20 protein-coding genes are annotated in these 22,337 nt (G+C 39.2%); 5 read left to right on the top strand and 15 right to left on the bottom strand.

Features of this window, described 5'->3' with window-relative positions:
• The first annotated feature begins 10 nt into the window (after positions 1 to 10).
• The gene (gene prfH, locus Q4D72_RS05015) at positions 11 to 694 is read left to right on the top strand and encodes a peptide chain release factor H (RefSeq protein WP_303076462.1); all 684 of its coding nucleotides are present in this window, start codon (positions 11 to 13) and stop codon (positions 692 to 694) included.
• Between the two features lie 194 nt (positions 695 to 888).
• On the opposite strand, the gene Q4D72_RS05010 is transcribed toward prfH, so the two are convergent.
• The 3 genes from Q4D72_RS05010 to trpB all read right to left on the bottom strand — a co-directional run bounded on the left by Q4D72_RS05010 (position 889) and on the right by trpB (position 5,321).
• Positions 889 to 1,653 (bottom strand): acyl-[acyl-carrier-protein] thioesterase, encoded by a 765-nt coding sequence (locus Q4D72_RS05010; RefSeq protein WP_303076461.1) that lies wholly within the window; start codon positions 1,651 to 1,653, stop codon positions 889 to 891.
• Between the two features lie 2 nt (positions 1,654 to 1,655).
• The gene (locus Q4D72_RS05005; protein WP_303076460.1) at positions 1,656 to 3,941 is read right to left on the bottom strand and encodes a hypothetical protein; all 2,286 of its coding nucleotides are present in this window, start codon (positions 3,939 to 3,941) and stop codon (positions 1,656 to 1,658) included.
• A gap of 174 nt (positions 3,942 to 4,115) precedes the next feature.
• Complete coding sequence (gene trpB / locus Q4D72_RS05000) at positions 4,116 to 5,321, bottom strand: tryptophan synthase subunit beta (RefSeq protein WP_303076459.1); 1,206 nt, start codon at positions 5,319 to 5,321, stop codon at positions 4,116 to 4,118.
• A 528-nt stretch (positions 5,322 to 5,849) separates the two neighbouring features.
• Between trpB and Q4D72_RS04995 the strand changes: the two genes are divergently transcribed.
• Together Q4D72_RS04995 and nhaD are read left to right on the top strand one after the other, a co-directional pair.
• Complete coding sequence (locus Q4D72_RS04995) at positions 5,850 to 6,476, top strand: peroxiredoxin (RefSeq protein ID WP_303076457.1); 627 nt, start codon at positions 5,850 to 5,852, stop codon at positions 6,474 to 6,476.
• Between the two features lie 284 nt (positions 6,477 to 6,760).
• Complete coding sequence (gene nhaD / locus Q4D72_RS04990; protein WP_303076455.1) at positions 6,761 to 8,086, top strand: sodium:proton antiporter NhaD; 1,326 nt, start codon at positions 6,761 to 6,763, stop codon at positions 8,084 to 8,086.
• Here the strand turns inward: nhaD and Q4D72_RS04985 are convergent.
• On the bottom strand, positions 8,083 to 8,925 hold the full coding sequence (locus Q4D72_RS04985; protein ID WP_303076453.1) for a DUF4249 domain-containing protein: 843 nt from the start codon (positions 8,923 to 8,925) through the stop codon (positions 8,083 to 8,085). The genes nhaD and Q4D72_RS04985 overlap by 4 nt on opposite strands.
• Positions 8,926 to 8,929: 4 nt before the next feature.
• On the bottom strand, positions 8,930 to 11,284 hold the full coding sequence (locus Q4D72_RS04980; protein WP_303076451.1) for a TonB-dependent receptor: 2,355 nt from the start codon (positions 11,282 to 11,284) through the stop codon (positions 8,930 to 8,932).
• 167 nt (positions 11,285 to 11,451) lie between these two features.
• Here Q4D72_RS04980 and Q4D72_RS04975 point away from each other — a divergent pair, with 167 nt between their 5' ends.
• Positions 11,452 to 14,634 (top strand): TonB-dependent receptor, encoded by a 3,183-nt coding sequence (locus Q4D72_RS04975; protein ID WP_303076450.1) that lies wholly within the window; start codon positions 11,452 to 11,454, stop codon positions 14,632 to 14,634.
• Between the two features lie 11 nt (positions 14,635 to 14,645).
• Positions 14,646 to 16,643, top strand: coding sequence for a RagB/SusD family nutrient uptake outer membrane protein (locus Q4D72_RS04970; RefSeq protein ID WP_303076449.1), 1,998 nt, complete (start codon positions 14,646 to 14,648; stop codon positions 16,641 to 16,643).
• A 97-nt stretch (positions 16,644 to 16,740) separates the two neighbouring features.
• On the opposite strand, the gene Q4D72_RS04965 is transcribed toward Q4D72_RS04970, so the two are convergent.
• The 10 genes from Q4D72_RS04965 to Q4D72_RS04920 all read right to left on the bottom strand — a co-directional run bounded on the left by Q4D72_RS04965 (position 16,741) and on the right by Q4D72_RS04920 (position 22,294).
• Entirely contained in the window at positions 16,741 to 16,869 is a 129-nt protein-coding gene (locus Q4D72_RS04965) for a hypothetical protein (protein WP_303076448.1), read from the bottom strand.
• A 73-nt stretch (positions 16,870 to 16,942) separates the two neighbouring features.
• A complete protein-coding gene (locus Q4D72_RS04960) occupies positions 16,943 to 17,227 on the bottom strand; it encodes a transcriptional regulator (protein WP_303076447.1) in 285 nt (94 codons plus the stop codon).
• A gap of 57 nt (positions 17,228 to 17,284) precedes the next feature.
• A complete protein-coding gene (locus Q4D72_RS04955; protein ID WP_303076445.1) occupies positions 17,285 to 18,205 on the bottom strand; it encodes a hypothetical protein in 921 nt (306 codons plus the stop codon).
• A gap of 127 nt (positions 18,206 to 18,332) precedes the next feature.
• Positions 18,333 to 18,932 (bottom strand): hypothetical protein, encoded by a 600-nt coding sequence (locus Q4D72_RS04950; protein WP_303076444.1) that lies wholly within the window; start codon positions 18,930 to 18,932, stop codon positions 18,333 to 18,335.
• Between the two features lie 31 nt (positions 18,933 to 18,963).
• Positions 18,964 to 19,233: a hypothetical protein gene (locus Q4D72_RS04945; RefSeq protein WP_303076443.1), complete on the bottom strand. Its 270-nt coding sequence runs from the start codon at positions 19,231 to 19,233 to the stop codon at positions 18,964 to 18,966.
• 94 nt (positions 19,234 to 19,327) lie between these two features.
• Positions 19,328 to 19,792, bottom strand: coding sequence for a transposase (locus Q4D72_RS04940; protein WP_303076442.1), 465 nt, complete (start codon positions 19,790 to 19,792; stop codon positions 19,328 to 19,330).
• A 117-nt stretch (positions 19,793 to 19,909) separates the two neighbouring features.
• A complete protein-coding gene (locus Q4D72_RS04935) occupies positions 19,910 to 20,641 on the bottom strand; it encodes a hypothetical protein (protein WP_303076440.1) in 732 nt (243 codons plus the stop codon).
• A 93-nt stretch (positions 20,642 to 20,734) separates the two neighbouring features.
• The gene (locus Q4D72_RS04930) at positions 20,735 to 21,244 is read right to left on the bottom strand and encodes a ClbS/DfsB family four-helix bundle protein (protein WP_303076439.1); all 510 of its coding nucleotides are present in this window, start codon (positions 21,242 to 21,244) and stop codon (positions 20,735 to 20,737) included.
• A 7-nt stretch (positions 21,245 to 21,251) separates the two neighbouring features.
• Positions 21,252 to 21,830 carry a hypothetical protein gene (locus Q4D72_RS04925; RefSeq protein WP_303076438.1) on the bottom strand — a complete coding sequence of 193 codons (579 nt, stop codon included), beginning with the start codon at positions 21,828 to 21,830 and terminating at the stop codon, positions 21,252 to 21,254.
• Between the two features lie 143 nt (positions 21,831 to 21,973).
• Positions 21,974 to 22,294: a helix-turn-helix domain-containing protein gene (locus Q4D72_RS04920; RefSeq protein ID WP_303076437.1), complete on the bottom strand. Its 321-nt coding sequence runs from the start codon at positions 22,292 to 22,294 to the stop codon at positions 21,974 to 21,976.
• Positions 22,295 to 22,337: the final 43 nt, after the last annotated feature.

The raw sequence follows: 22,337 nt of genomic DNA, 5'->3' as shown, positions 1-22,337 counted from the left end.
TAAAAGAAAAATGGAAAAAATCATACAAATAACCTCAGGCAGAGGGCCTTTGGAGTGCCAGTGGGTGGTGGCAAAAGTGCTGAAAATCTTTTTGGAAGAAGCCAAAGAGCAGGGCATCGAACCACAAATCATTCACCGCGAGGAGGGAGACGAAAATTTGACCCTAAAATCGGTTACGATTTTGCTTAAAGGTACTGATTTACAAGGATTTTTGGGGAATTGGCTCGGCTCGGTTTGTTGGGTGGGCAAGTCCACTTTCAGGAAGTTTCACCAACGGCAAAATTGGTTTATCGGCGTGTTTGAATTGGCGATGTCGAGCAAGTCGGATTTCCGCGAAAGCGATATTTCGTTTCAGATGGTGCGGTCGCAAGGTGCTGGCGGACAGAATGTTAATAAAGTAAATTCGGCGGTTCGGGCAACACACGAGCCTTCGGGAGTGAGCGTTTTTGTGCAGGATACGCGTTCGCAACTGGAAAACAAGAAGTTAGCCATTGTGCGGCTCAAAGAAAAACTGCAACTCGCCGAAATCGAGCAGCTCAAACAACAGGCTCAAAACCAATGGAATAACCACCAGCAAGTAGCACGAGGCAACGCCGTTCGCACTTTTACAGGCACGGATTTCAAACGCAATTTCGTAGATAAATCCTACAAAAAAGAACGAGCCAAAGGCAAAAGAATTGATTTTGAGGAATGAGGAATTTTCCCAGTTGTTGATACTTTTATCGTATATTTTGTGAATTGTGAGGACAAAACAACATTGGAAACACATTACCAAAAAGGAATATGTCTCCAAAATTGTTTTTTACCAAAAAATACCGGCTGTCTATGTTTTTTTGTGCATTGCCATTTTAGAGTCGGTTGTTATGTAAGTGTTTTATTGTCAATGAATTACCTAAACAAGATTCTTTCGGCTTTCCATTTTGAAATGAAAGCGGGTTTGGAGACTCCGGTTTTTTGAGCGTAAAAATAGGTTTCAACTTCATTTGGGTTTCCATCGGAGGCTTTTTGTTCACTGATGTAACCTTCCATCGGGTCGTTAAAAAATGTTTCGGACAGAAAATTAATGTCGTATTCCTTGATAATGAGGCTTGTATGTTCTTCCATCGGAATCATATCCAACGCCCATTGCGCGTATTTCACGTTGTTTACGTGTCGGTTTACGTCCAAATCACTTACTTTTACGTTAAATTTTGAAGCCAAACGCATTGTGTCGGGTAGGGCAATACGCTCGGTTTTGAACCTTAATCCGCCATCGGTGCGAGGCATAAAAAGATGCTGATTTTCAGAAATATCAATCGGTTTTCGTGTGTTGATGTCGAGCGTTATCCACGTGCTGGCACATTCGCCTATTTTCTTTTCGCCGTGAAAAAGTTCAAATTCACGAAAGGCATACACGCCTTGCACGGGCAGAGACCACGTTTTGATGGTTACTTGTTCGTTCCATTTGGGATACTCAAACATTTTGAGTTTTTGTTGGGTTAATGCCCAGAAAAATCCTTTCTGAATCAGTTCTTTATATCCAAAACCTAAATGCGAGGCGTGTTCGGCAGCGATGTCTTGCAACATACCTAAAACGCCGTATAGCCCCAAGCGGTTGTTTAAATTGATTTGCGTGCTTCGTACTTTGTAATTTTCTGTAAAGATGCTTTGCATTGTTAAAGTGTTCCGTTTTGCATTTTTGTTAGTGTTTCTTTGATTTCGTCTTCGGTGCCTTGATTGTAAGTTTGCGGGTCGTTGGTTATGATTTTCACGGCTTTTTGCTGTTTTTCAATGGCTTCTGCTTTATTTCCTGAGTAATAGAGCAAATGGGCGTAAGTGTCTAAAATATACGGACTGTCAGTATCGACCTCCAAAGCGGTTTCCACCCATTTGATAGCCTCTGTAAGCCATTTTGTATCAGAAGAATGCGATTCAACTACATTCCAAGCGGCATTGTTACAATTATTGGCGAAACTTTTTTTGTAATAGCTCCATTCATTATAATCCGATTTATACAACGGATACATTTTATCAAGCGACAAAATGATGTTAGACGGCTCGGCGGAAACCATTTTTTGGTAATAATCCGAAAAATGAGAAAGGTATTCTTGCGGATAATATTCTTTCAAAAAGGCTTCAAATTCAGTGTACAGCGATAAGTTTTTCTGTTGTTCTTCCTGATAAATTTGCTTTATTAGGGGGCGTAAATCGGGTGAATCGGCAGCCGCTTGGTTTAGCATTGCAGACACTTCGTACGGATAGAAATTAATTTCGTGTTTGTACGCACTGATTTCGTCGTAATTGATATTGTTGTTGTGTTCAACAATGGCATCGTTGTGTTTGAGCAGGTAACGAATGGCTTTCAAATCGGTATTGTTCATTGGTTTTGCCTTTCCGAACATTTTTTTGCCATACGTTTGGTCATCATATGCCTGATAATTTTTACTCAAAACCACTGCATAGGTAACGCTCAATTTGGTGTCATTTTGGTGGGCTTCAACCATTTTTTTCCATTGTTTTTCAGCTTGTTCAGGCGTAGTTTTTGATTTGTACACGCTTTCTTTATTGCTCAATGAGTTGAGGTAATATGCCCAATAATCGGCGTCGTAATTGTCTTGATTTTCATCGTTTTGTGTTTTTTCTTCCGCTGAAAAATGATACGCTGCATAAGGAATTTCGGCATTTAAAAGCGTAAAGAAAGCATTTTCCAACTCTTGTATGCCGGCTTTTTTATCCGAAAGAATATCGTCCGTTTTTTTTGCGGAATAAATCCCTACAAGTGCTTTTAAAAAATCATTTGCCGGACTGATTTTTTCTGTCAAAGTTTCCATCGGATTGGCTTCGTGGTAGAGTACATCGCCTGTTCCGCTTAACAAAACAAGCTGATTTTTAGGGCTTATGCTTTTCTTTCTGAGCCATTTTTCATCTTTTTTATCGGCAAAATAAAAATCAACCAAATCATAGGTTTCCAAATCGTAGGTGTAATAACGCAATTCGGTTTCGTAATTTTTAAGCAGCTGGCTGAAAGCTTCTTTTGCCTGCTGGGTTTGCTCGGGTTGATAGAAAACCAACAAAGGTTTATTGCTTTTTTTGGCAGATTTTAAGGCTTCGGAAAGGGAATTTTTGACCTCCAATTTGATGCGTGTTTCAACAGCCATCGTTGTTGAATCACTGGTTTGATAATCGTATTCATTGTCAAAAAACTTTAAATGTTTCCAGTTTTTAATTTCTTGAATATCAGTGTTTTTTATGGTTTTTTTATTGTTTTCAGGCGTGTTTTTGTAAAGCGAAACGGCATTGCTTCCAAAAAAATCATTGATGTATAAGGACTCTTTTTCAGGATTGTACAATCCGGTTGCTTTCGTGTGAATTGAGTACAATCCGGAAAGGGAGAAAAACACATCAACCGAACGCACATCATTACCGATGGGATACTTTTCAACGGTAACACTTTTTTCGGTTTTTCCGCTATTTAACGGCGATGATGAAAGCGCATTTACCAAATACAAATTCGCCGTTTTAGGAATTTGAAAATCACCCAATTCATAAACAAGTTCTCCGTTTTGCGTTTTTACAGGGAGGTCATTATTTGCAGGCGTGATTTCTTCGGCTAAATTAACATATTTTACTTCGCCGTTTTGTTCGTATCCCAAGTAAAAAAAAGCTAATTCAGATAAGTTATATCCTGATTTAAAATTGATTTGTAGGGAGTCTGTTGTTCCTTTTTGTTTTTCTTCAACGATAAATGATGGGATTTTATCAGGAGAAAATTGCACCTTTCCGCCTGATTCAGAAGTGTATTTTCCAGTGAAGAGCAACAGCTCAAACGTGCCGTCATCATTTAATTTCAGTTTAAAATCATTTCCCAACGTACCGGAATGATAAATCCCTTGCACATTATCAGTCTGAGCCATTGCCCACAACGGGGATAGCAGCAATAAAGCAATACTTATTTTTTTCATATCAATGCAGTTTAAGCGACAAAGTTATGAAAAAAGCCCAAAAGTGAAAAATAATTAGAACGGAATTCTTTTTTTGATTAAGGAAGTGTTTTTGTGGTATAGGTTACGCCTAAAAAACAAAATTCCTCAAAAAAATTGAGGAATTTTTATGTTTTGAAAATAATGCCAAAGTGATTACATTGAGCGTTCTACGTCTTTATCGCCTCGTCCTGAGAGATTTACGACAACTAATTGATTTTTATTTTTCATCAATTTTACAGCCAATGCCACGGCGTGTGACGATTCAATTGCCGGAGTGATACCCTCCAACTCCGATAGTAATTTAAAAGCTGCAACCGCTTCATCATCGGTAACCGAATGGTAATCAACCCGTTTAATATCTTTTAAATAAGCGTGTTGCGGACTAATTCCCGGGTAATCCAAGCCTGCGGCAATTGACTTTGAAGCTACGGGCTCGCATTTTTCATTGGTTAGGCAATATGAATATGTACCTTGAAAAACAATAGGTTTGCCGTAATTAAGTGTGGCTGCGGTGTTGTTTTGTTGGTCTTGCCCGCCACCTTCGGCACCGTAAATGGCAACTTGCTTGTCTTCCAAAAAGGAAGAAAACAAACCAATGGCATTTGAACCTCCTCCAACACAAGCGATTAGCCCATCCGGCAATCGTCCTTCTTTTTGTAAAATTTGTTGCTTGGCTTCATTGCCAATCACGCTTTGAAAATACCCAACCATTTTAGGATACGGATGCGGACCAACGTGCGAACCTAACAAATAATAACTTTCCGGATTTTCAATATAATACCCCAAAGCGGCATCAACGGCGTCTTTTAAGGTTTGGTTTCCGTTGGTGCAAGCTACCACTTCGGCTCCGAGCAATTTCATTCGTTTTACGTTAAGTGCTTGGCGTTGTATGTCAATGGCACCCATAAAAATTTTGCATCGAAGCCCCAAAAAGGCGCAAGCCGTTGCGGTTGCCACGCCGTGTTGCCCTGCTCCGGTTTCGGCGATAATTTCGGTAGCACCTATTTTTTTTGCCAGCAAAATTTGTCCTACGGCATTGTTTATTTTGTGTGAACCGGTGTGGTTGAGGTCTTCCCGTTTTAAATAAATGGTTGAGCCTACGTGCTTGCTTAAATTTTTAGCCAAGTAAAGTGGTGAGGGTCTGCCGATGAAATCTTTTAAGGTGGCGATAAATTCTTCTTGAAAATCAGGTGTTTTTACGATATTGTCAAAAAAATCGCTCAAACTTTTCATTTTCTCTTCAAGCACCGGAGGCACAAAAGCACCGCCATATTCACCATAATATCCTTGATAATTAAGCATTTCGGGTAAAGCCCCTACTTTTACGGCTGTTTCTGATTGTAAATCTACATTTTTCATTTTAAATTCTATTTTAGTGTTTAACGTTATTTTTAGGCAATAAAAAAAGCCATTAGGAGCAAAACCTAATGACTTTTATATTTTTTTATAATTTTATTGAATACAAAAAATCAATTACACTCCCTTATTTTGAGATTGTAACTGTTCCACCAATTGATATTTGTATTTATGAATTTCATTTCTTCTTGAACGATGGGGCAAAGGTAGTTCTTTTTTTGAGAAAAACAATTTTTTTTAATAATTTTTGAATTTTAAAATCTAATCTCAATGTTCATTTTGTTAGATTAAAGCAATTTTCTTTGGTTTTGTGATGTGCTTCGTAGTCCTCAATTCAGGATTAATTTTACGTTGATTATTTTTTACGGCTATCTAAAAGTAAGAGTCTTTTATATTGTGTTTATAATCAGTTTATTGAAAAATTAATTTCTAAAATAAACAATAAAAAATTCAAATTATTTTTTTAGGTTAATCTAAATTATTATTTTTGCAAACAAAAAATAAATTTCATAATCAAAAAATATTTTTATAATGTGTAATTCAATTAAAAAATTAGTTCAAAAAGAGCAGTTACAACTCGTTCAAAAAGGAATTCTCGGCATTGGTGACAAGCTTCCTGCTTTCACTAAAAAGGCAGTTGTTAGCACTAACGGAGCAATGGAAATAACGGAACTTACTCATCAGTATGCTTCTGAAAGAGGTAAATGGTTAGTTCTTTTTTGGTGGCCCAAAGATTTTACATTTGTTTGCCCTACGGAAATTGTTGAATTTAACAAAAATGATGAAAAATTTCTCGAAAAAAACTCGCTTCTTGTTGGTGCATCTACCGATTCGGAATACGTGCATTTAGGTTGGCGTCAGCATCATCCTGATTTAGTGAATCTTACCATTCCGATGTTGGCAGATACTTCCAAATCGTTGGCAGAAGCAATGGGGATTTTAAATAATGAAGAAAAAGTGTCTTATCGGGCTACTTTTATTATTGATCCACAGGGAATTATTCAATGGGTGAGTGTTTATCCGATGAATGTAGGAAGAAATGTAGACGAAGTGTTGCGAGTATTAGATGCGCTTCAAACCGGGGAGCTTACCGCTTGTGGTTGGAAATTGGGCGAACAGACATTATCACAGCAATTGAAAATAAATGAAGGAAAATAATCAGACCTCATTTTAATAAAACGTTAGTTTTTAAAATAGTTAGTTGTAACGTACGCTTCGAATATTTTAAGAATATTTGGAGCGTTTGTTGTATTTTATAACTAACGATGTATTATTCTGACAGAAAATCACCTAATTGTGAGCAACTCAAAAACAGTCTGTTGTTTCGTTTTTGAAAAAGCACGTGGTGAAAAATTAAATTTCCCCAATTTTTCTATTTTTTTCCTCGTCAAAAATAAGCCTGAATAAAAGTCTTTTACTATATTTGCCACCAAAAAAGTATTATGGAAGTTTGGGTTGTAGCCATTTTCTTTATCGGCTATTTTTTCATTACAATTGAGCATCAGGTACGGATTGATAAAACCATTTCAGCCTTAGGAATGGCATCGGTGTGTTGGGCAATATTGAAACTGCTTAACATTACGGTTTTTGAGATTGAAAATCAGGCGCTTCATCCGATTGATTTGCAAAACAACACGGCGGCAATTGACGGGATTTTACTGCACCATTTGGGCAAAATTGCCGAAATTTTATTCTTCCTTATCGGGGCGATGACCATTGTGGAAATCATTGATATGCACCGAGGCTTTGAAATTATCAAAAAAGTTATCAAAACACGCAAGAAAAAGAAACTCCTCTGGATTTTGGGCATCGTTGCCTTTTTTCTTTCGGCATTGATTGACAACCTAACGGCTACCATTGTGTTGATTACCATTGTCAGAAAATTGGTTCCGTTGCGCAACGAACGCCTTTGGTACATTTCGTTGGTGGTCATTGCCGCTAATGCCGGCGGAGCGTGGTCACCCATTGGTGATGTTACCACGACAATGCTCTGGATGGCAAACAAGGTAACGCCTGCTAAATTAACGGAGTATGTGTTGCTTCCGTCAGTTATATGTTTCGTGGTTCCGTTTGTGATTGCATCGTTTTTGCCCGTATTTCGAGGCAGGTTAGATATCCCTCGTTCCGACAAAACACAGGCTTTTAAGAGCAGTTTGCCTGTATTGACAATCGGTTTTTCGGCTATCGTTTTTGTGCCTGTTTTTAAGTCGGTTACCGGATTGCCTCCGTATATGGGAATGCTGTTTGCTCTGGCTACGATGTGGTTTTTTTCCGAGCTTCTCAAACCCATTAAAGAACTGGATGAAGACGCAGCCGTTTCATTTTCACCGCACAAAGCCTTATCACGCATTGAAATTTCAAGTATTTTGTTCTTTTTGGGGATTTTGCTGGCAGTTTCGGCGCTTGAGTCTATCGGGGTGTTGTTCAATTTCGCCACGATGCTCAACCAAACCATCCCGAATCAAAATTTGGTGGTAGCGCTCTTGGGGGTTGGCTCGTCGGTGATTGATAACGTGCCTTTGGTGGCGGCAAGCATCGGTATGTTTCAAGAGCCTATTGACAATGCGTTGTGGCACTTTATTGCCTATGCAGCGGGCACCGGCGGAAGCTTGCTTATCATCGGGTCGGCAGCGGGTGTAGCGGCAATGGGAATGGAACGGATTGATTTCTTCTGGTATGCCAAAAATATTTTATGGCTGGCTTTGGTTGGTTTTATCAGCGGATTTTTATTCTTATTACTATTGGAAAGTTGGCACGTTTTCGGTTAATTTTCTAAGAAATTAGCTGTTACCTGTTGTTGGCTGTACGCACCAAAAACGCCCAACCCGCCTTTGATGTTTGATGTGATAAAAATGGGTTCGGCAAAAGCGCCCAAATCTTTTATTTCGGATTGCATCAGCACGGTTTTAATGTATTGATAATAGTTGTAATCGGCTGATAGTAAAATGATTTCCACTTTTTCAATGCTTTGGGCGTCACCGAGTGTTTTTTCTGAACGAACCGAAATGATTTGCCCGTCGCGATTGTTGTCGGTAAAAGGTTTTATTTCGGCTTTTCGTTTAAAATGCCCGTTATCGGTCTCAGCCCACGCTTCGGCGATATAGTAATTTCGTAAATTGGACGTGTCTTGAAATTGAAACGCGATTTGAAATGCGTCATTTTCAGATTCTTTTGTTTTGATAATCTGTATGTCATTGATGGCAGTGGTGATATTTTCAGGTACGGTGCATTCTGCCGTGGCGTGGTTGCCTTGGGTGTCTTTTACGTCCAATTGATAGGTTTCGCTCGAATTAATTGGAAATAAATCGGTTGTGGTTTTGTAATATCCTTTGGAAGCATCAAACGAAAGCGAAATACTTTGATTTTCCGAGTTGCGCAAAATCACTTGGGCGTTGGTAACAATCTGGTTGTCTGAATGTTGTTTTCCGAAAACGGGATTTGACAAACTCACAGAAACTTTAATTTCAGGATTTTGAGGCGAAACATATCCGTGAATCACCAATTGTGGTTTGGTACTTTGTTCAGGCGGAGAAACTTCGCTTTTAAAGAAACTCTGACAACTGCATAATAAGCTGATTATTAGTGAATAAACTATTTTTTTTATCATTGATTTAAAATTTTAAATTATATGTTACCGACGGAATTATCGGAAAGATGGAATATTGTTCCAATACGTTGGTTTTGATTTCCTTTCCGTTTTGAAATTCACCCGTTCCTTTTTCCTTGATTTGATAAAAAAACGGATTCCTACGCGAATAAACATTGTAAAGACCTATTTCCCAAATGCGTTTCCAATTGCGTTTGGTGGTTTTGTGAAACTGAACAGCAAGGTCTAACCGATGGTAATCCCGCATCCGAAAATCGTTTTTTTTGCCGTAGGAATGCACGGTGTAATTGCGCAAAATATTGTTTGGGTGTGCATCGCCCACTTGGTAATCGGCATTAGGCAGACTTATGGCGTTGCCCGAGCCGTAAACCCAAGTTCCTGAGATGGTTATCTTGTCCGATAGGTTGTAAATGGCAACAAGTGAGAGGTCGTGCCGGCGGTCGTAACGCGGGTAGAATTTTTGTCCGTTGTTGTCGGCATCAAATTGGTGTTGCGTCCACGAAAGGGTGTAGCCCAACCAACCCGACAGCCTGCCCGTTTTACGTTGTAATAACAATTCGGCGCCGTACGACCAGCCTTGCCCACGAATCACGCTCTCTTGCCAGGTGTATTCCGAAGCGGTGTCGAGCTTATCCACCAATAGAAAATTTGCCCCCGGTGCGTAACCGATTATGTTGTTCATTTTTTTGTAATATCCTTCTAATGAAAAACTTATGTTTTTGTCAAGAAAATCTTTGGCAATGCCTGCCGCAATTTGTTGGGCGTGTTGCGGTTTAATTTTATTGGTGGAAGGAATCCATAAATCCATCGGAAGCGAAACGCCCGTACTGCTGAGCAAATGCACGTATTGATTCATTGAGGCATATGATGCTTTCAATAGCCAATCATCAGGAAGGGCATAACTTGCTGAAAATCGGGGTTCAAGAGCTTGATAATTTTTATTTTGATGGATGTAAAAACTGTATCGCAATCCGGCATTTAGGCGTAATTTTTCCCATAAAGTGAGTTCGTTTTCTAAATAAATTCCTGATTCTACTGTTTTTATAATTTCAATTTTGCGGTCAAGCTGATTAACCGAACTGTTTTTTACCACCACGGCACTGGGGCTAAATTGATGAAAGGTTGAACTCAGTCCTGCCCGAAGCAAATAGTGCTGGCTGACAGCCGTTTGCAGGTCGTGTTTTATGCCCAAATCCTTTATTCCGGAGTCGTATTTTAAGTCATAATCAAAGGTGTTGTACGAGTCTTGTTGTGCGATTGAAAAAGTGTAATCACTGAAAATCAGCGATGTGTTAGCGAAAGTTTTGTAGTTAAAAAGATGATTCCAGCGCAGTGTGGCGGTGGCATTGCCCCAATGGAGCCCGCCGGCAAATTTGTTTCCGTTTTTTTCTTTATCCGTAAAATGGAACTTGTCCCGCCCGAAATAGCCACTTAAAAAAAGTTTGTTTTTTTGTCCGAAATCATAATTTACCTTTGCATTGAGGTCATAAAAAAAATAGCCTAATCGGTTGTTTTTCGGGAGCAACGGTTGAGCGAGCAAATCAATATAGGTGCGCCTGCCTGAGATGATAAACGACGATTTTCCTTTGACGATGGGCGCTTCCAAAAGTAATCTTGATGCCACCAATCCGATGCCAACTTCGCCTGAAAATTTTTCTTTGTTGCCGTCTTTCATATTCATTTCCAACACGGAAGAAAGCCTTCCGCCATAGCGAGCGGGGAAACCGCCTTTGGTTAGGCTGATGTTTTTTAGGGCATCTCCGTTGAAAATCGAGAAAAAACCGAAAAGGTGCGAAGCGTTGTACACCGGCGCATCGTCTAAAATCAGGAGATTTTGGTCGGGTCCGCCACCCCGCACGTAAAGTCCGCTGTTGCCTTCGGAACCCGACTGCACGCCGGGGGTCAGTTGCAGGGTTTTCAGTACGTCTTTTTCGCCCAACAATGATGGTAGTTTCTGAATTTGGGCAATGGGCAATTCCACCACGCTCATTTGTGAGCTTCTGGTTGAAATTTTGTTTGAACTTGATGATACTTCCACAGCATCAAGCTCTTGTATGCCTCCCAGTTCAATATCCAAACGAATGTCTGATTTTATATTTATTAATTGTGCAAATTGCTGATAACCAACATACGAGCATTGCAGTTGATGCTCACCTTCCACAAGCAAGAGGGAATAAAAGCCGTAATTGTTGGTTACGGTTCCGGTTTTTAGTTGCGGAAAATAAACCGTTGCCCCGATGAGGAGTTCTTTGCTTCCTTTTTCGGTAACAAACCCGCTGATGGTGTGTTTTTTTTGTGCGAATACACTGAATAATAGTGTGTTAATAATGAAAAATAAACCTATAAGAGCCGTTTTCATTTTACGTTGCTGAAAGAAAATTAAAATTTTGCAAAGGAACGATTTTTTTTGATTTTTTTTAGGTTTTTCGTAACGTTTTTTTAACTTTGATAGAAATATCGTTTTTTTGTTGCGAGGTTGTGGAAAAAGGATTACCTTTACGCCTCAAATCAATCAAAGATAGTTTTATGAACAGAAAAAAATTAACATTATTTTGTTTTGTGCTTTTGAGCTTCTGTACGATGCTTTCAGCACAATCGTTATCGGTGCGGGGAACCGTCACTGATGAGGGTAAAGTACCGCTACCCGGCGTGAGCGTTATGGTAAAGAATACCAAACGAGGCGTTTCGACTGATTTTGACGGAAACTACGAAATCAAAGTAAACAAAGGCGAAGTGCTGGTTTTCAGTTCCGTAGGTTTTGCAACCCAAGAAAAACCTGTGGGGGGGGGTAATAACCAGATAATCAATGTTTTACTAAAAGAAGACACCCAGCAACTCTCAGAGGTTGTGGTTGTAGGTTTCGGTACACAGAAAAAAGTGAATTTGACCGGCGCTGTAACCTCGGTTGATACCAAAGCGTTGGAAGCACGTCCGGTAACAACCGCTACCGAGGCCTTACAAGGGATTGCCCCCGGACTTAATGTACTTACTTCAAACGCAGGGGGGCAACTTAATACTAATAAATCGTTTAACATTCGTGGAGCGGGGACTATTGGTGATGGTTCAAAATCAGACCCGTTGGTGTTGATAGACGGAATGGAAGGCGATATTAACGCCCTAAACCCCAACGATATTGAAAATATTTCGATACTGAAAGATGCCGCCGCTTCATCAATTTACGGGTCAAGAGCACCTTTTGGGGTTGTTTTGATTACCACCAAAAAAGGAAAAGCCGGCAAGGTTTCAATTAACTACACATCAAGCCTCAGAGCCGACTCGCCACTTCACCGCCCGAAAATGGTAGATTCTTACTCGTGGGCACTTTATTTCAATGATGCTGATGTGGGGGGAACTCAGTTTAGAAACGAAAAACTACAACAAATCAAAGATTTTCAAGAAGGAAAAAGAACGGAGTATATGTTCAAAAACAAATCCAATAAATGGGAAGTTTGGAATGAACACGACCTATTACCCGTAGCCAATACAAACTGGATTGAAGAACATTACAAAAAAGCTTCTTTTTCAAGCGAACAAAATTTAAGTATTAACGGAGGTTCGGAGAAAATGCAGTATTACCTGTCTGCTAACTATTTGAACAGAGACGGGCTTTTCCGTTATGCTCCCGAAAATTTTGACCGTTACACTTTAATGGGGAAAATCAATGCTCAAATTAACGATAAATTATCAATCGGGTACAGCACGCGTTTTATTCGCCAAGAATATCAAGCGCCTTCGTATCTGACGCATAACAGCGTGTTTTATCACGATATTATCCGTTATTGGCCTATCGTACCGGTAAAAGATCCTAACGGATTTTATGTTACAGAGAGTAAAATAAGTATTTTGCAAGACGGAGGAAGACAAAAATCTGAAAAAGATTGGCTATACACCCAACTTTCGGCTACTTATAAATTGTTGGATAACTGGGACATCAAAGCCGAACTTAATTACAAAACGTATACTGATTTTACACATATCAATAACTTAACCGTTTACGGATATGACGCTGACAGCAAACGTTATGCGGTTCATAATCACACATCTTCAGTAAAAGAATATGCTTACAAAGAAAACTTTATTAACCCGAATATCTACACGAATTATTTTCTTGATTTAGACAGCGGTCACAATTTTAAGCTTACAGGAGGTTTTCAGTTGGAAATGTTGCGAAATAGAGACTTAGAGGCTCAAAAACAAGTTGTTATCAACGAGTCGCAACCCACACTTAACACAGCAGGTTATAACGACAGAGTAAACAAAGGAGGGCACGGTCACTGGGCAACGGTAGGTTTCTTTGGTCGTATCAATTATGATTACAAAGGGCGCTATTTGTTGGAATTAAACGGGCGTTATGACGGAACAAGCCGCTTTTTGAGAGACCAACGTTGGAACTTTTTCCCTTCTGTGTCAGCAGGTTGGAACATAGCCCAAGAAGATTTTTGGGAACCGTTACAAGAAGCGGTTAGTACGCTAAAAATCAGAGGTTCGTGGGGTGAATTGGGTAACCAAAACACAAGTAATTGGTATCCTTTCTATCCGTCAATTGACTATAAACCCAATGATGGTAAGTGGATTTTGGGAGAGAAAAAACCAAACATTTCTTCTGTGCCACAGTTAATAAGCACAGCCCTTACGTGGGAAACCATTCGTTCGTGGAACGTAGGTTTAGACATAACAGCATTGCGCAACCGATTGACTTTCACATTTGATTATTTCAATCGAAAAACCTTAAATATGGTAGGACCTGCCCCCGAATTACCTCACACTTTGGGTATAGCAGTACCGAAAACCAACAATGCCGATATGCTTTCTTCCGGATTTGAACTTACCTTAAATTGGAGAGACCGCATCGGGGAAGATTTCCGTTACGGAATAGGTGTTTTACTGTCAGATGCCCGCCAGAAAGTGTTGCGATATCCAAATCCTTCGTATGCAATCTACACAAGCGACAATAAATATATGTGGTATGAAGGGCGTTACGATGGCGATATTTGGGGGTACACTACTATCGGAATTGCCAAAACGCAAGAAGAAATGGATGCACATTTAGCCAAAGTAAATCAAAATCAATTGGGTAGTAATTGGAGTGCCGGTGATATAATGTATGCCGATTTGGACGGAGACGGAAAAGTTTCCAATGGCGAAAGAACGGTTAACAAACCGGGCGATTTGTCGGTTATTGGTAACAGCACGCCTCGCTACAACTTTGGGGTTAATTTAGATGCTGCTTACAAAGGGTTTGATGTGAAAATATTCCTGCAAGGGGTAGCCAAAAGGGATTTTGCGACAGGCAAGTCGTATTTCTGGGGAGCTGATGGCGGAAAATGGCAAACCGTTGTTTTTGAAGAGCATTTGGATTATTTCCGTAATGACCCCAACCACCCACTTGGTTTGAATGTAGATTCGTACTACCCTCGTGCTGACTGGGGAAGTGGGAGAAACCGACATACCCAAACACGTTATTTACAAAATGCGGCTTATTTGCGTGTGAAAAACGTGCAATTGGGTTACACCCTTCCGCAAGAGGTTCTTTCAAAAACCGGAATTTCAAATTTAAGGATTTATATTTCAGGTGAAAACATATTGACATTCACTAAGTTAAGTTCATTATACGACCCTGAGATGCTGGGGATTGGTTATGGTGATGAAGGCGCAAAAACCTATCCGCTTTCTAAAACTTGGTCAGTTGGTTTAAGTTTAACTCTTTAATTTTTAATCGGATGAAAAAATATTTAAGACATATTACCATAGTTTCAGGAGTCTTGCTTTTGGCTTCTTGTAACGATTTTTTAGACAGAGAACCTTTGGATAAAATTACGCCGGAAATTTACTTTAACAACGAAGGAGATTTGGCAGCTTTCACCATAGGTTTGTATCCGGATGCTGACTTTTTAACCATCGCTCCGGGGGCGTATGGGCTTTCCGTATTCAAATCAGACAATGACACGGATAATCAGGCGTCTCCTACTGGAAATGCCCGTTGGTTGCCCGGTGAATGGCGCGTACAAAATTCTAATAAGGAATGGAAGTTTGAAACCATTCGCCGATGTAATTATTTCTTTGAGAATGTGTTGCCCAAATATGAGGCAGGAGAAATTGATGGAAATCAAACCAATATAAAACGTTATATTGGTGAGATGTATGTACTTCGTGCCAATATTTATTTTGCTAAATTACAGGCCTACGGAGACTTTCCTATCATCACAAAAGTGCTTCCGGAAAACGACAAGGAAGCGCTTACGGAAAGCAGTAAACGAAGACCCCGCAATGAGGTAGCTCGGTTTATCCTTTCTGATTTGGATAGGGCTATTTCCTTGCTTTCTGAATTAACTCCCAATGGCAAAAATCGTTTGAACATCGATGCGGCTTATTTGCTTAAATCGCGTGTGGCACTTTATGAGGGCACTTGGTTAAAATACCACAAAGGTACGGCGCAAGTTCCCGGAGGAAACGGTTGGCCCGGTGCCAATGCCGATTACCTGCAAGGCTTTTCAATTAACATTGACGAGGAAATCAAGTTCTTCCTACAACAAGCCAAAGAAGCCGCACAAGTGGTTGCAGCCAAAATGGTAACAGGTTTGGCTCACAATTCGGGAGAGCGTGTGGCACGAAACAAGAGCTTAGTTTCCAGAAATGAATATTATATGATGTTTGCCGATGATAATATGGAAATATACAAAGAAGTTATTTTTTGGAGAAAATTCTCTAAAACCGAGCAACAACATAATATTCAGTTTGAACTTGCCAAAAGCGGGGGTGGTTCGGGTTATACCAAAGGATTCGTAGAGTCATTTTTGATGAAAAACGGCTTGCCTATTTATGCAGCAGGCTCAGGATATGCCGGCGATGAATATTTGAAAGATGTACTCAAAAACCGTGACGACCGGTTAAGACTCTTTACCAAAATTGATAAAGATACTACTTATTATCACGATGGGCAACCGGTATTAGCTGCTGTACCTCAAATTTTAAACCCAAACGAAACCCGCTCAACTACTGGTTATCGCATCAAAAAAGGAATGAATTTTTCAGAAGCCGATCTTCTTGCGCATCACGTGGGTACGTCAGGTTCTTTGGTGTTCCGTGGGGCAGAGGCACTTTTAAACTACATTGAAGCTGATTATGAGTTAAATGGTTCATTAGACGGTAATTCAGAAACATATTGGAAGGCTCTCAGAGCCCGTGCCAAAGTGGATACCGATTTTAATAAAACCATCGCTGCTACTGATATGGAAAGAGAAAAATTGGGCGATTTAGGGGCATACTCAGCCGGCAATCTTGTAAACACAACACTTTACAATATCCGAAGAGAGCGTCGAAGTGAGTTTATCGCTGAAGGACTCCGTTGGATGGATTTAAAACGTTGGCGTTCAATGGATCAAATTAAAAACAACCCGTATATTGTTGAGGGGTTTAAAATTTGGGGACCAATGAAAGATTGGTACAAAAAAGCTGACGGCACTTCTGCATTGGTGGTCAGTGATGCCGATAACGGAAATGTAAACCCACAGGCAAATAGCGTGTATTTACGTCCGTATCAACGAAATAAGAAAAATAACTTGTACTATGACGGTTACAAATGGAACGATGCTCATTATTTGTCACCTATACCGATGGATGCTTTCCGTTTGACAACCAAAACCGAAGGCGATTTGAATTCGTCTGTGATTTATCAAAATCCGGGCTGGTCAAAAATTTCGGGTGAAAGTTTAAAATAAAATAATGTGATTTATTTTTCAAAAGAGCTACTTGCGCACAAGTAGCTCTTTTGTTGTACAGATATATACTAAACTTTTATTTTTCAGGAAGTAAGTTCTATAATTCGGGGTGAAACCAATATAAATCGTGTCTGCTGCAATCCCGATGTTTGCCAATGGCATTGCGTAACTTTTCTACTTCCGAAATCAATTGCTCTTGTGCCATATTTTGTAAATCTTTGTTCATTCTGTTTATTTTTTGAAAGAATTAATGATAAGTAAACCGATTTTCAACTCGCCGCAATGTGGATTTTTGTTCCTTACGGTGATAAATACCCCCTCAACGCCTCTACATATTCCTCAAAGGCTTGCAATCCTTTTTGGGTTAGGGCGAGTTGGGTGTTTGGATAATTGTCTTTAAATGATTTGGTTACGCTGATGTATCCCGCCTTTTCGAGTTTGCCAATCTGCACGCTGATGTTGCCCGAAGTGGCTCGGGTAATTTCCTTAATACGCGTGAAATCAGCTTTTTCTTCCGAAACTAAAAGCGAGATAATAGCCAAGCGTAATTGCGAATGTAAAAGTGGGTCTAATTCTTTGAACATCAGATTTTTTGTATCAAATTGATTTTATGGATTTTGCAAAAATAAGGATTTTTTGGGTTACGACTTTGCTTTTTGCTCCAAAATAGAGAATAAAATTTCCCAACGCTGTTTCATTTCTTCATCGGTGATTGAATTGTTAAAATAATGTTTTTCAATAGCTTGTGAAAATTTTTGAGCCGTTTTGGGGTTGTTTATCCACTGGTTCATTTGCTCACGAAAAGGTTCTTCGGCAAAAATCTTGTTATAATATTCAAGAGATTTCACCTCGTAATACATCATTTTTTCAAAATGCTCCACCGCCGTTGGATATTCCTGTGCCATTTCCTCCCAAAGCGTGAGCAGATGGGCGGTGGGCAATTCTGCCAAATCAAACATCACGATGTACGAATCTACCACATCGAGGCAGTTTTCGGGTGGCGTTTTCAGCAGATTTTTAATGAGTTCCACCGAAAATCGGTGCATAAAATCCAATTGTTTTTCCGACCAATGCGATTTGGAAAAATGGCACTTATCCAGCGTGATTTCGGTGGAATGGCGAATTTCTTCATCTTCCGCCAAAAGTTCCAAAACACGAGGCAAAAAATGGACGATTTCCTTGCCGTCTTGGGTGGAAAAAGCCGCATCTAAATACTGGTAAATCAGTTCTTTGCTGAGGTTTTTCACAGGCGTTTTGATGAGCAATTTTTCGTCTTCCTCGCTCACGCAACATTCCGTGCAAACATCGGTAAGATTTGCCCCCAACGGATGCACAAAAAGTTGATAGGCTTCTTCTATTAAGGTTTTCATTTCCAGTGATTTATTCATTTTTTTGTGTTTTAATTCGTTACTGTTTTTAAGCGACCTTGGAGACGAAGCGTAAAGAAAATCAATGAATGGAACGCAGGAAATATCCACTGTTCGAAGCGACCGCAGGGAGCAAGTTTGGAGATTTCCAGTAAAGCCCGCACTGCGGGGTATGTGAGAATTGATTTTTAGCATAGTCTGCGAATACTTGGAGCAGAGTATGTCCAAATCCAAAGTCTTGAATTTTTGGTTCTTTTGTTTCAAGACAAAAGAACGAAAATAAAAATTACACAAAGTTAGCTATAAAACTCAATTTTTACAATCATTCTTCAAACTCCTTTGCTTTATGAACAATCGGTTTTTCCTTCTGATAAGGAGCTACTTTGGGGAATAAATCGGCTTTCAATACGCTCCAAAACTCGCCCGTTTCCACATATTTCAGCAATTCGGATTGCAATTTTTGAGTGTTTCCCACCATTCCGAAGCTGTTGTATTGATAAATTTCATTCAAATGTTCTTTGTCGTTTAAATATTCTATTAACACTTCATAATCAACATTTTGTAATGATTTTCGGCGAACCAACGCCACGCCATCTGCAAGTTGTTTGCCTTGTTTTAAACCTTCCATCATATAATGAAACGGATGAAAAAAGATGCGGTTGCATTCGCGTTCGTTGGGTTTTATGTGTGTTTCTTTTCGCACGAAAAAATCCTTTAACTTGTTGTCCGCCAACGAATAAGTGCAAAGTACAGGAATGCTGTTCAAATCCAAATACAATGATTTTTGGGCATCGGGTCGGGTAAAGAAAATGTCAAAAAATTCAAAAAAAGTATTCTCACGGTGCTGTACAACGCTAAAAATTTCCTCTGAAATCTTTATCATATAAACGTGATTATCTGACAAATCAATTTTTTTTAGCATATTTTTTATTTTTGGAAGTAATATATCGTTTTTATTTCAATAATTTTTTGGCTGATGCCACTACATCGGTTTTGTAACACTTGCCGTCAGCCGATTGCATTTTCAGTTGACTACAATTTGTAGCCAACTCACTTCCTTCCTTTTTCAGACGCGTTTTCAGTACGCTCCAATATTTTCTCGGATTGGGACTTTCGGTCAAAATCTCAATCACATCAACGATGGAAAACCACCATTTTTCTTGTGCTTCGTCCCAATGCGAACGCACTTTTTTCTGTTCAAAAAGTTTTATTGAATTTTCCATATTTATTTAATTTTCACTTGTAGGGCTGGGATATATCCCTGCCGTTTTATTCGGAACGAATAATTTAAACAGGCGGAACGGATATATCCGTTCCCTACGGATGGAATTTGTCCGATTGCCAATTTTGCGGATTATTTCGGATATATTCCTTAATTTTTAAAAACATTTCTTCATTTCGGATAATTGCATCGTGAAAACTGCTTTGCCACGCCATTTCCAAATCCAAACGACGACAATGTCTCGTTACCGCTGCCTTGTATCCGCCTATAATTGTGGAAATTGACACTGGTTTTTCCTCTCTTTCCAAAGCGATAATTCCGTGTAAATGATTGGGCATCACCACAAATTCATCTAATTCCACTTGCGGAAAATGATTTTTTATTTCATACCACAACACATCGGCAATAATCCCAACATTGGATAATTCCATCGTTTCATTGGAAATCTCCCCAAAATAATGCAATTTTTCTTTGGTGCAAATCGTTACGAAATACAAGGCACTTTCGGAATAATCCCACCAACTGGCTCTGGTTCTCTTTCTATTGGGCAAATTTTTCATTGGTTTTTTCACTCGTAGGGCGGGGATACATCCCTGCCGTTTATCATCGTTTATAATTATCACAATATCAATTGTGAAACAGATATATCCAGTATGCGGAACGGATATATCCGTTCCCTACAACAAGCCTTTTTCAACGGCAAATTTCACCAGTCCCACATCAGGAAGCGCTGCATATTCCAAATTCCACGGGGTGTTTTCCTTTTCTCGGGCGCAGGCTTTGGCAAAATTTTCGCGAGAAACGGAATTTAACGACTGAAAATAGTTTTTTAGACAAATTTCTGCCGTTTCTTTGCCGAATTTTTCGTAAATATAAGGCAAAGAAATGTCAAATCCAAACGGATTTCGGCTGAAAAAGTCCGTTTCGTTCCAATAATGCTTGTGCGAGGTGTAATCCGTGTTGGTAAAACGATATTTTTCCGCAGAAAGGTGTGCCGAAAAACCAGCGGTAATCCATTGTTCTTTATGCCGATTGAGGTCGTTTTCAAAGCGGTCAATATGCGGAATCAATAGCGTATCAGCTTGATTTATAATATCTTGCGTTACTTCTTCGGCGGTGTGCGTTTCGCCAATTTCGTACCGATAACCCAAATCCCAAAGCGAATACCCACAAAGCGGAATGCCCCAATCGCCGTATTCGTCCGCAAGGCTGGTGCAAATTACGCTAAAATCGACCAAAAAAGCCACTTTTTGGGGCGTATTTCCGTCCGCAGAATGAAAATTGATGACAAATTCGTACTCTTTTCCTTTACGGCGAACGCCCCAAGTTTTGGTGTATTTAAAGCCCAAATGTTTATAATGTTCAGCAATTTGTTTGCCGATAACCGCTGCAATTTCCTTGAATTTCATTTTCTGTTTTTTTTTAATTTTTTGAATAACGGAAGGGATATTCACATACTCCACAGTGTGGACTTTCTTTCTTATGAATTTAATTTTTAATTATCACAATTTCAAATGTTTAAGGCTTTTCCGAATGAGTTTCAAAGCCCAATCGTAATGACTGGAAGTTGCCGAAACCAAATAAGACCCCAAAGAAGTTGTGCCTGTCCAAGGATAAAATTTCTTGGTAAAAAGTTCTTCATTGGTATGATTTTCAATGATTTGAAATATTTTTTTGTGAGAAGTCTGAAATGCCGAAAGCGTTTCTTCCAAAGAAAATTTCTGACATTCTTCCCAAATTTCTTTGTTCAAACGAGGTGTATCGGCAAGGGTGTAGCCTTCCTTCGGAATTTTCGGTTTTTCGCCCTTCATTCCTACTTCATACCAAGTTAAAAACATTGAATGCCAATGATATAAATGTCCAATAACATCACGGATATTTCGGTTCATTGTCCCTTTCGGAAATTCAAAATTTCTTTCCGTTTCGGATAGATTTTTGATTAAATTAATGATTTTTTGGTAATTTTCTTCCGACAAAAATAGCAATTCTTTTTTGGATTGTCGTCGTGGCATATGGATTTTATATTTTTCGTTTTTTATAATCCGAATGCAACTGAATCCCTGGAATTAAAAACAGCAATGCTGCCAAAACTACGGTCATCAAAATGATGTAATATCCGTAATTAACAAACAAAGTACTGTAAATCAATATGAAAGAAACGAACGAAGTCGTTACCCAAAGTCGGTTTTTGAGTTGCAGTGCCGTTGCCAAAGAAGCCATTGCAAAGGGCAGATATACCAGTACAATAATCCATTTGGAAGATTGCGTAAATCCGCTGAGCATCGCTCCAATCCCTGCCACGAGCCAAATCCAGCCGAGCCAGTCGATGCTTTTGCCTTGTTTTTCGGCTTTGATGCCTTCGCGAAATTTAGCGATGAAAGTGAAAATAAATCCCAAAGGCATCAAAATTGCCCATACCAATCCTGATTTATCAAAATGAAAATCAAGCTGATACATCATAAAATGTATCATTCCTGCTAACATAATGAGTACACCCCAAAAGATGAAGAAAAATCCGTTTTGCTCGTACTTTTGTTTGCGTTGGTTGATGATTTCCTGAATGATTTTTAGGCTGTCTTTGGGTTTTAAATTGTTCATTTTTAGTTTTTTTTATTGATAAATATTGTTTTGATGCTATTTGATAATGCAAAGATAAATAAGTTTATGTTATAAATAAAATGTTTGGGCAATTAAAAATGCCAATAATTTTCGGAGGGAAGAGCAAATTTTAAAGAAACCGACTATAATTCATTTTTAAGGGCGAGATTTTTCATTCCGATTTGGGCAAGATTTTCGATAAGTGGTAACAATTCTTTTCCGAAATCGGTGAGTGAATATTCCACGCGTGGCGGAATTTCGCCGTACGATTTTTTACTCAAAATGCCGTTTTCTACTAACATTTTCAGCTCATTAACAAACATTTTTTCACTGATTCCGTCCACTTTTCGTTTCAGTTCGCCATAACGAATCGTATCGTTTCCCACTTGATGAATAAGATACAGCGTCCATTTTCCGCCGATGATGTCAAGGGCTTTTCGCACAGGACAATTAATTTTTTTCATTTTCTTTTAAATTTTAAATAATTGATACTAAATAATTCTTTCT

Source organism: Capnocytophaga sp. (genome assembly GCF_030532915.1).
Classification (GTDB): domain Bacteria; phylum Bacteroidota; class Bacteroidia; order Flavobacteriales; family Flavobacteriaceae; genus Capnocytophaga.
This window is presented reverse-complemented; position numbering and strand designations above follow the sequence as displayed.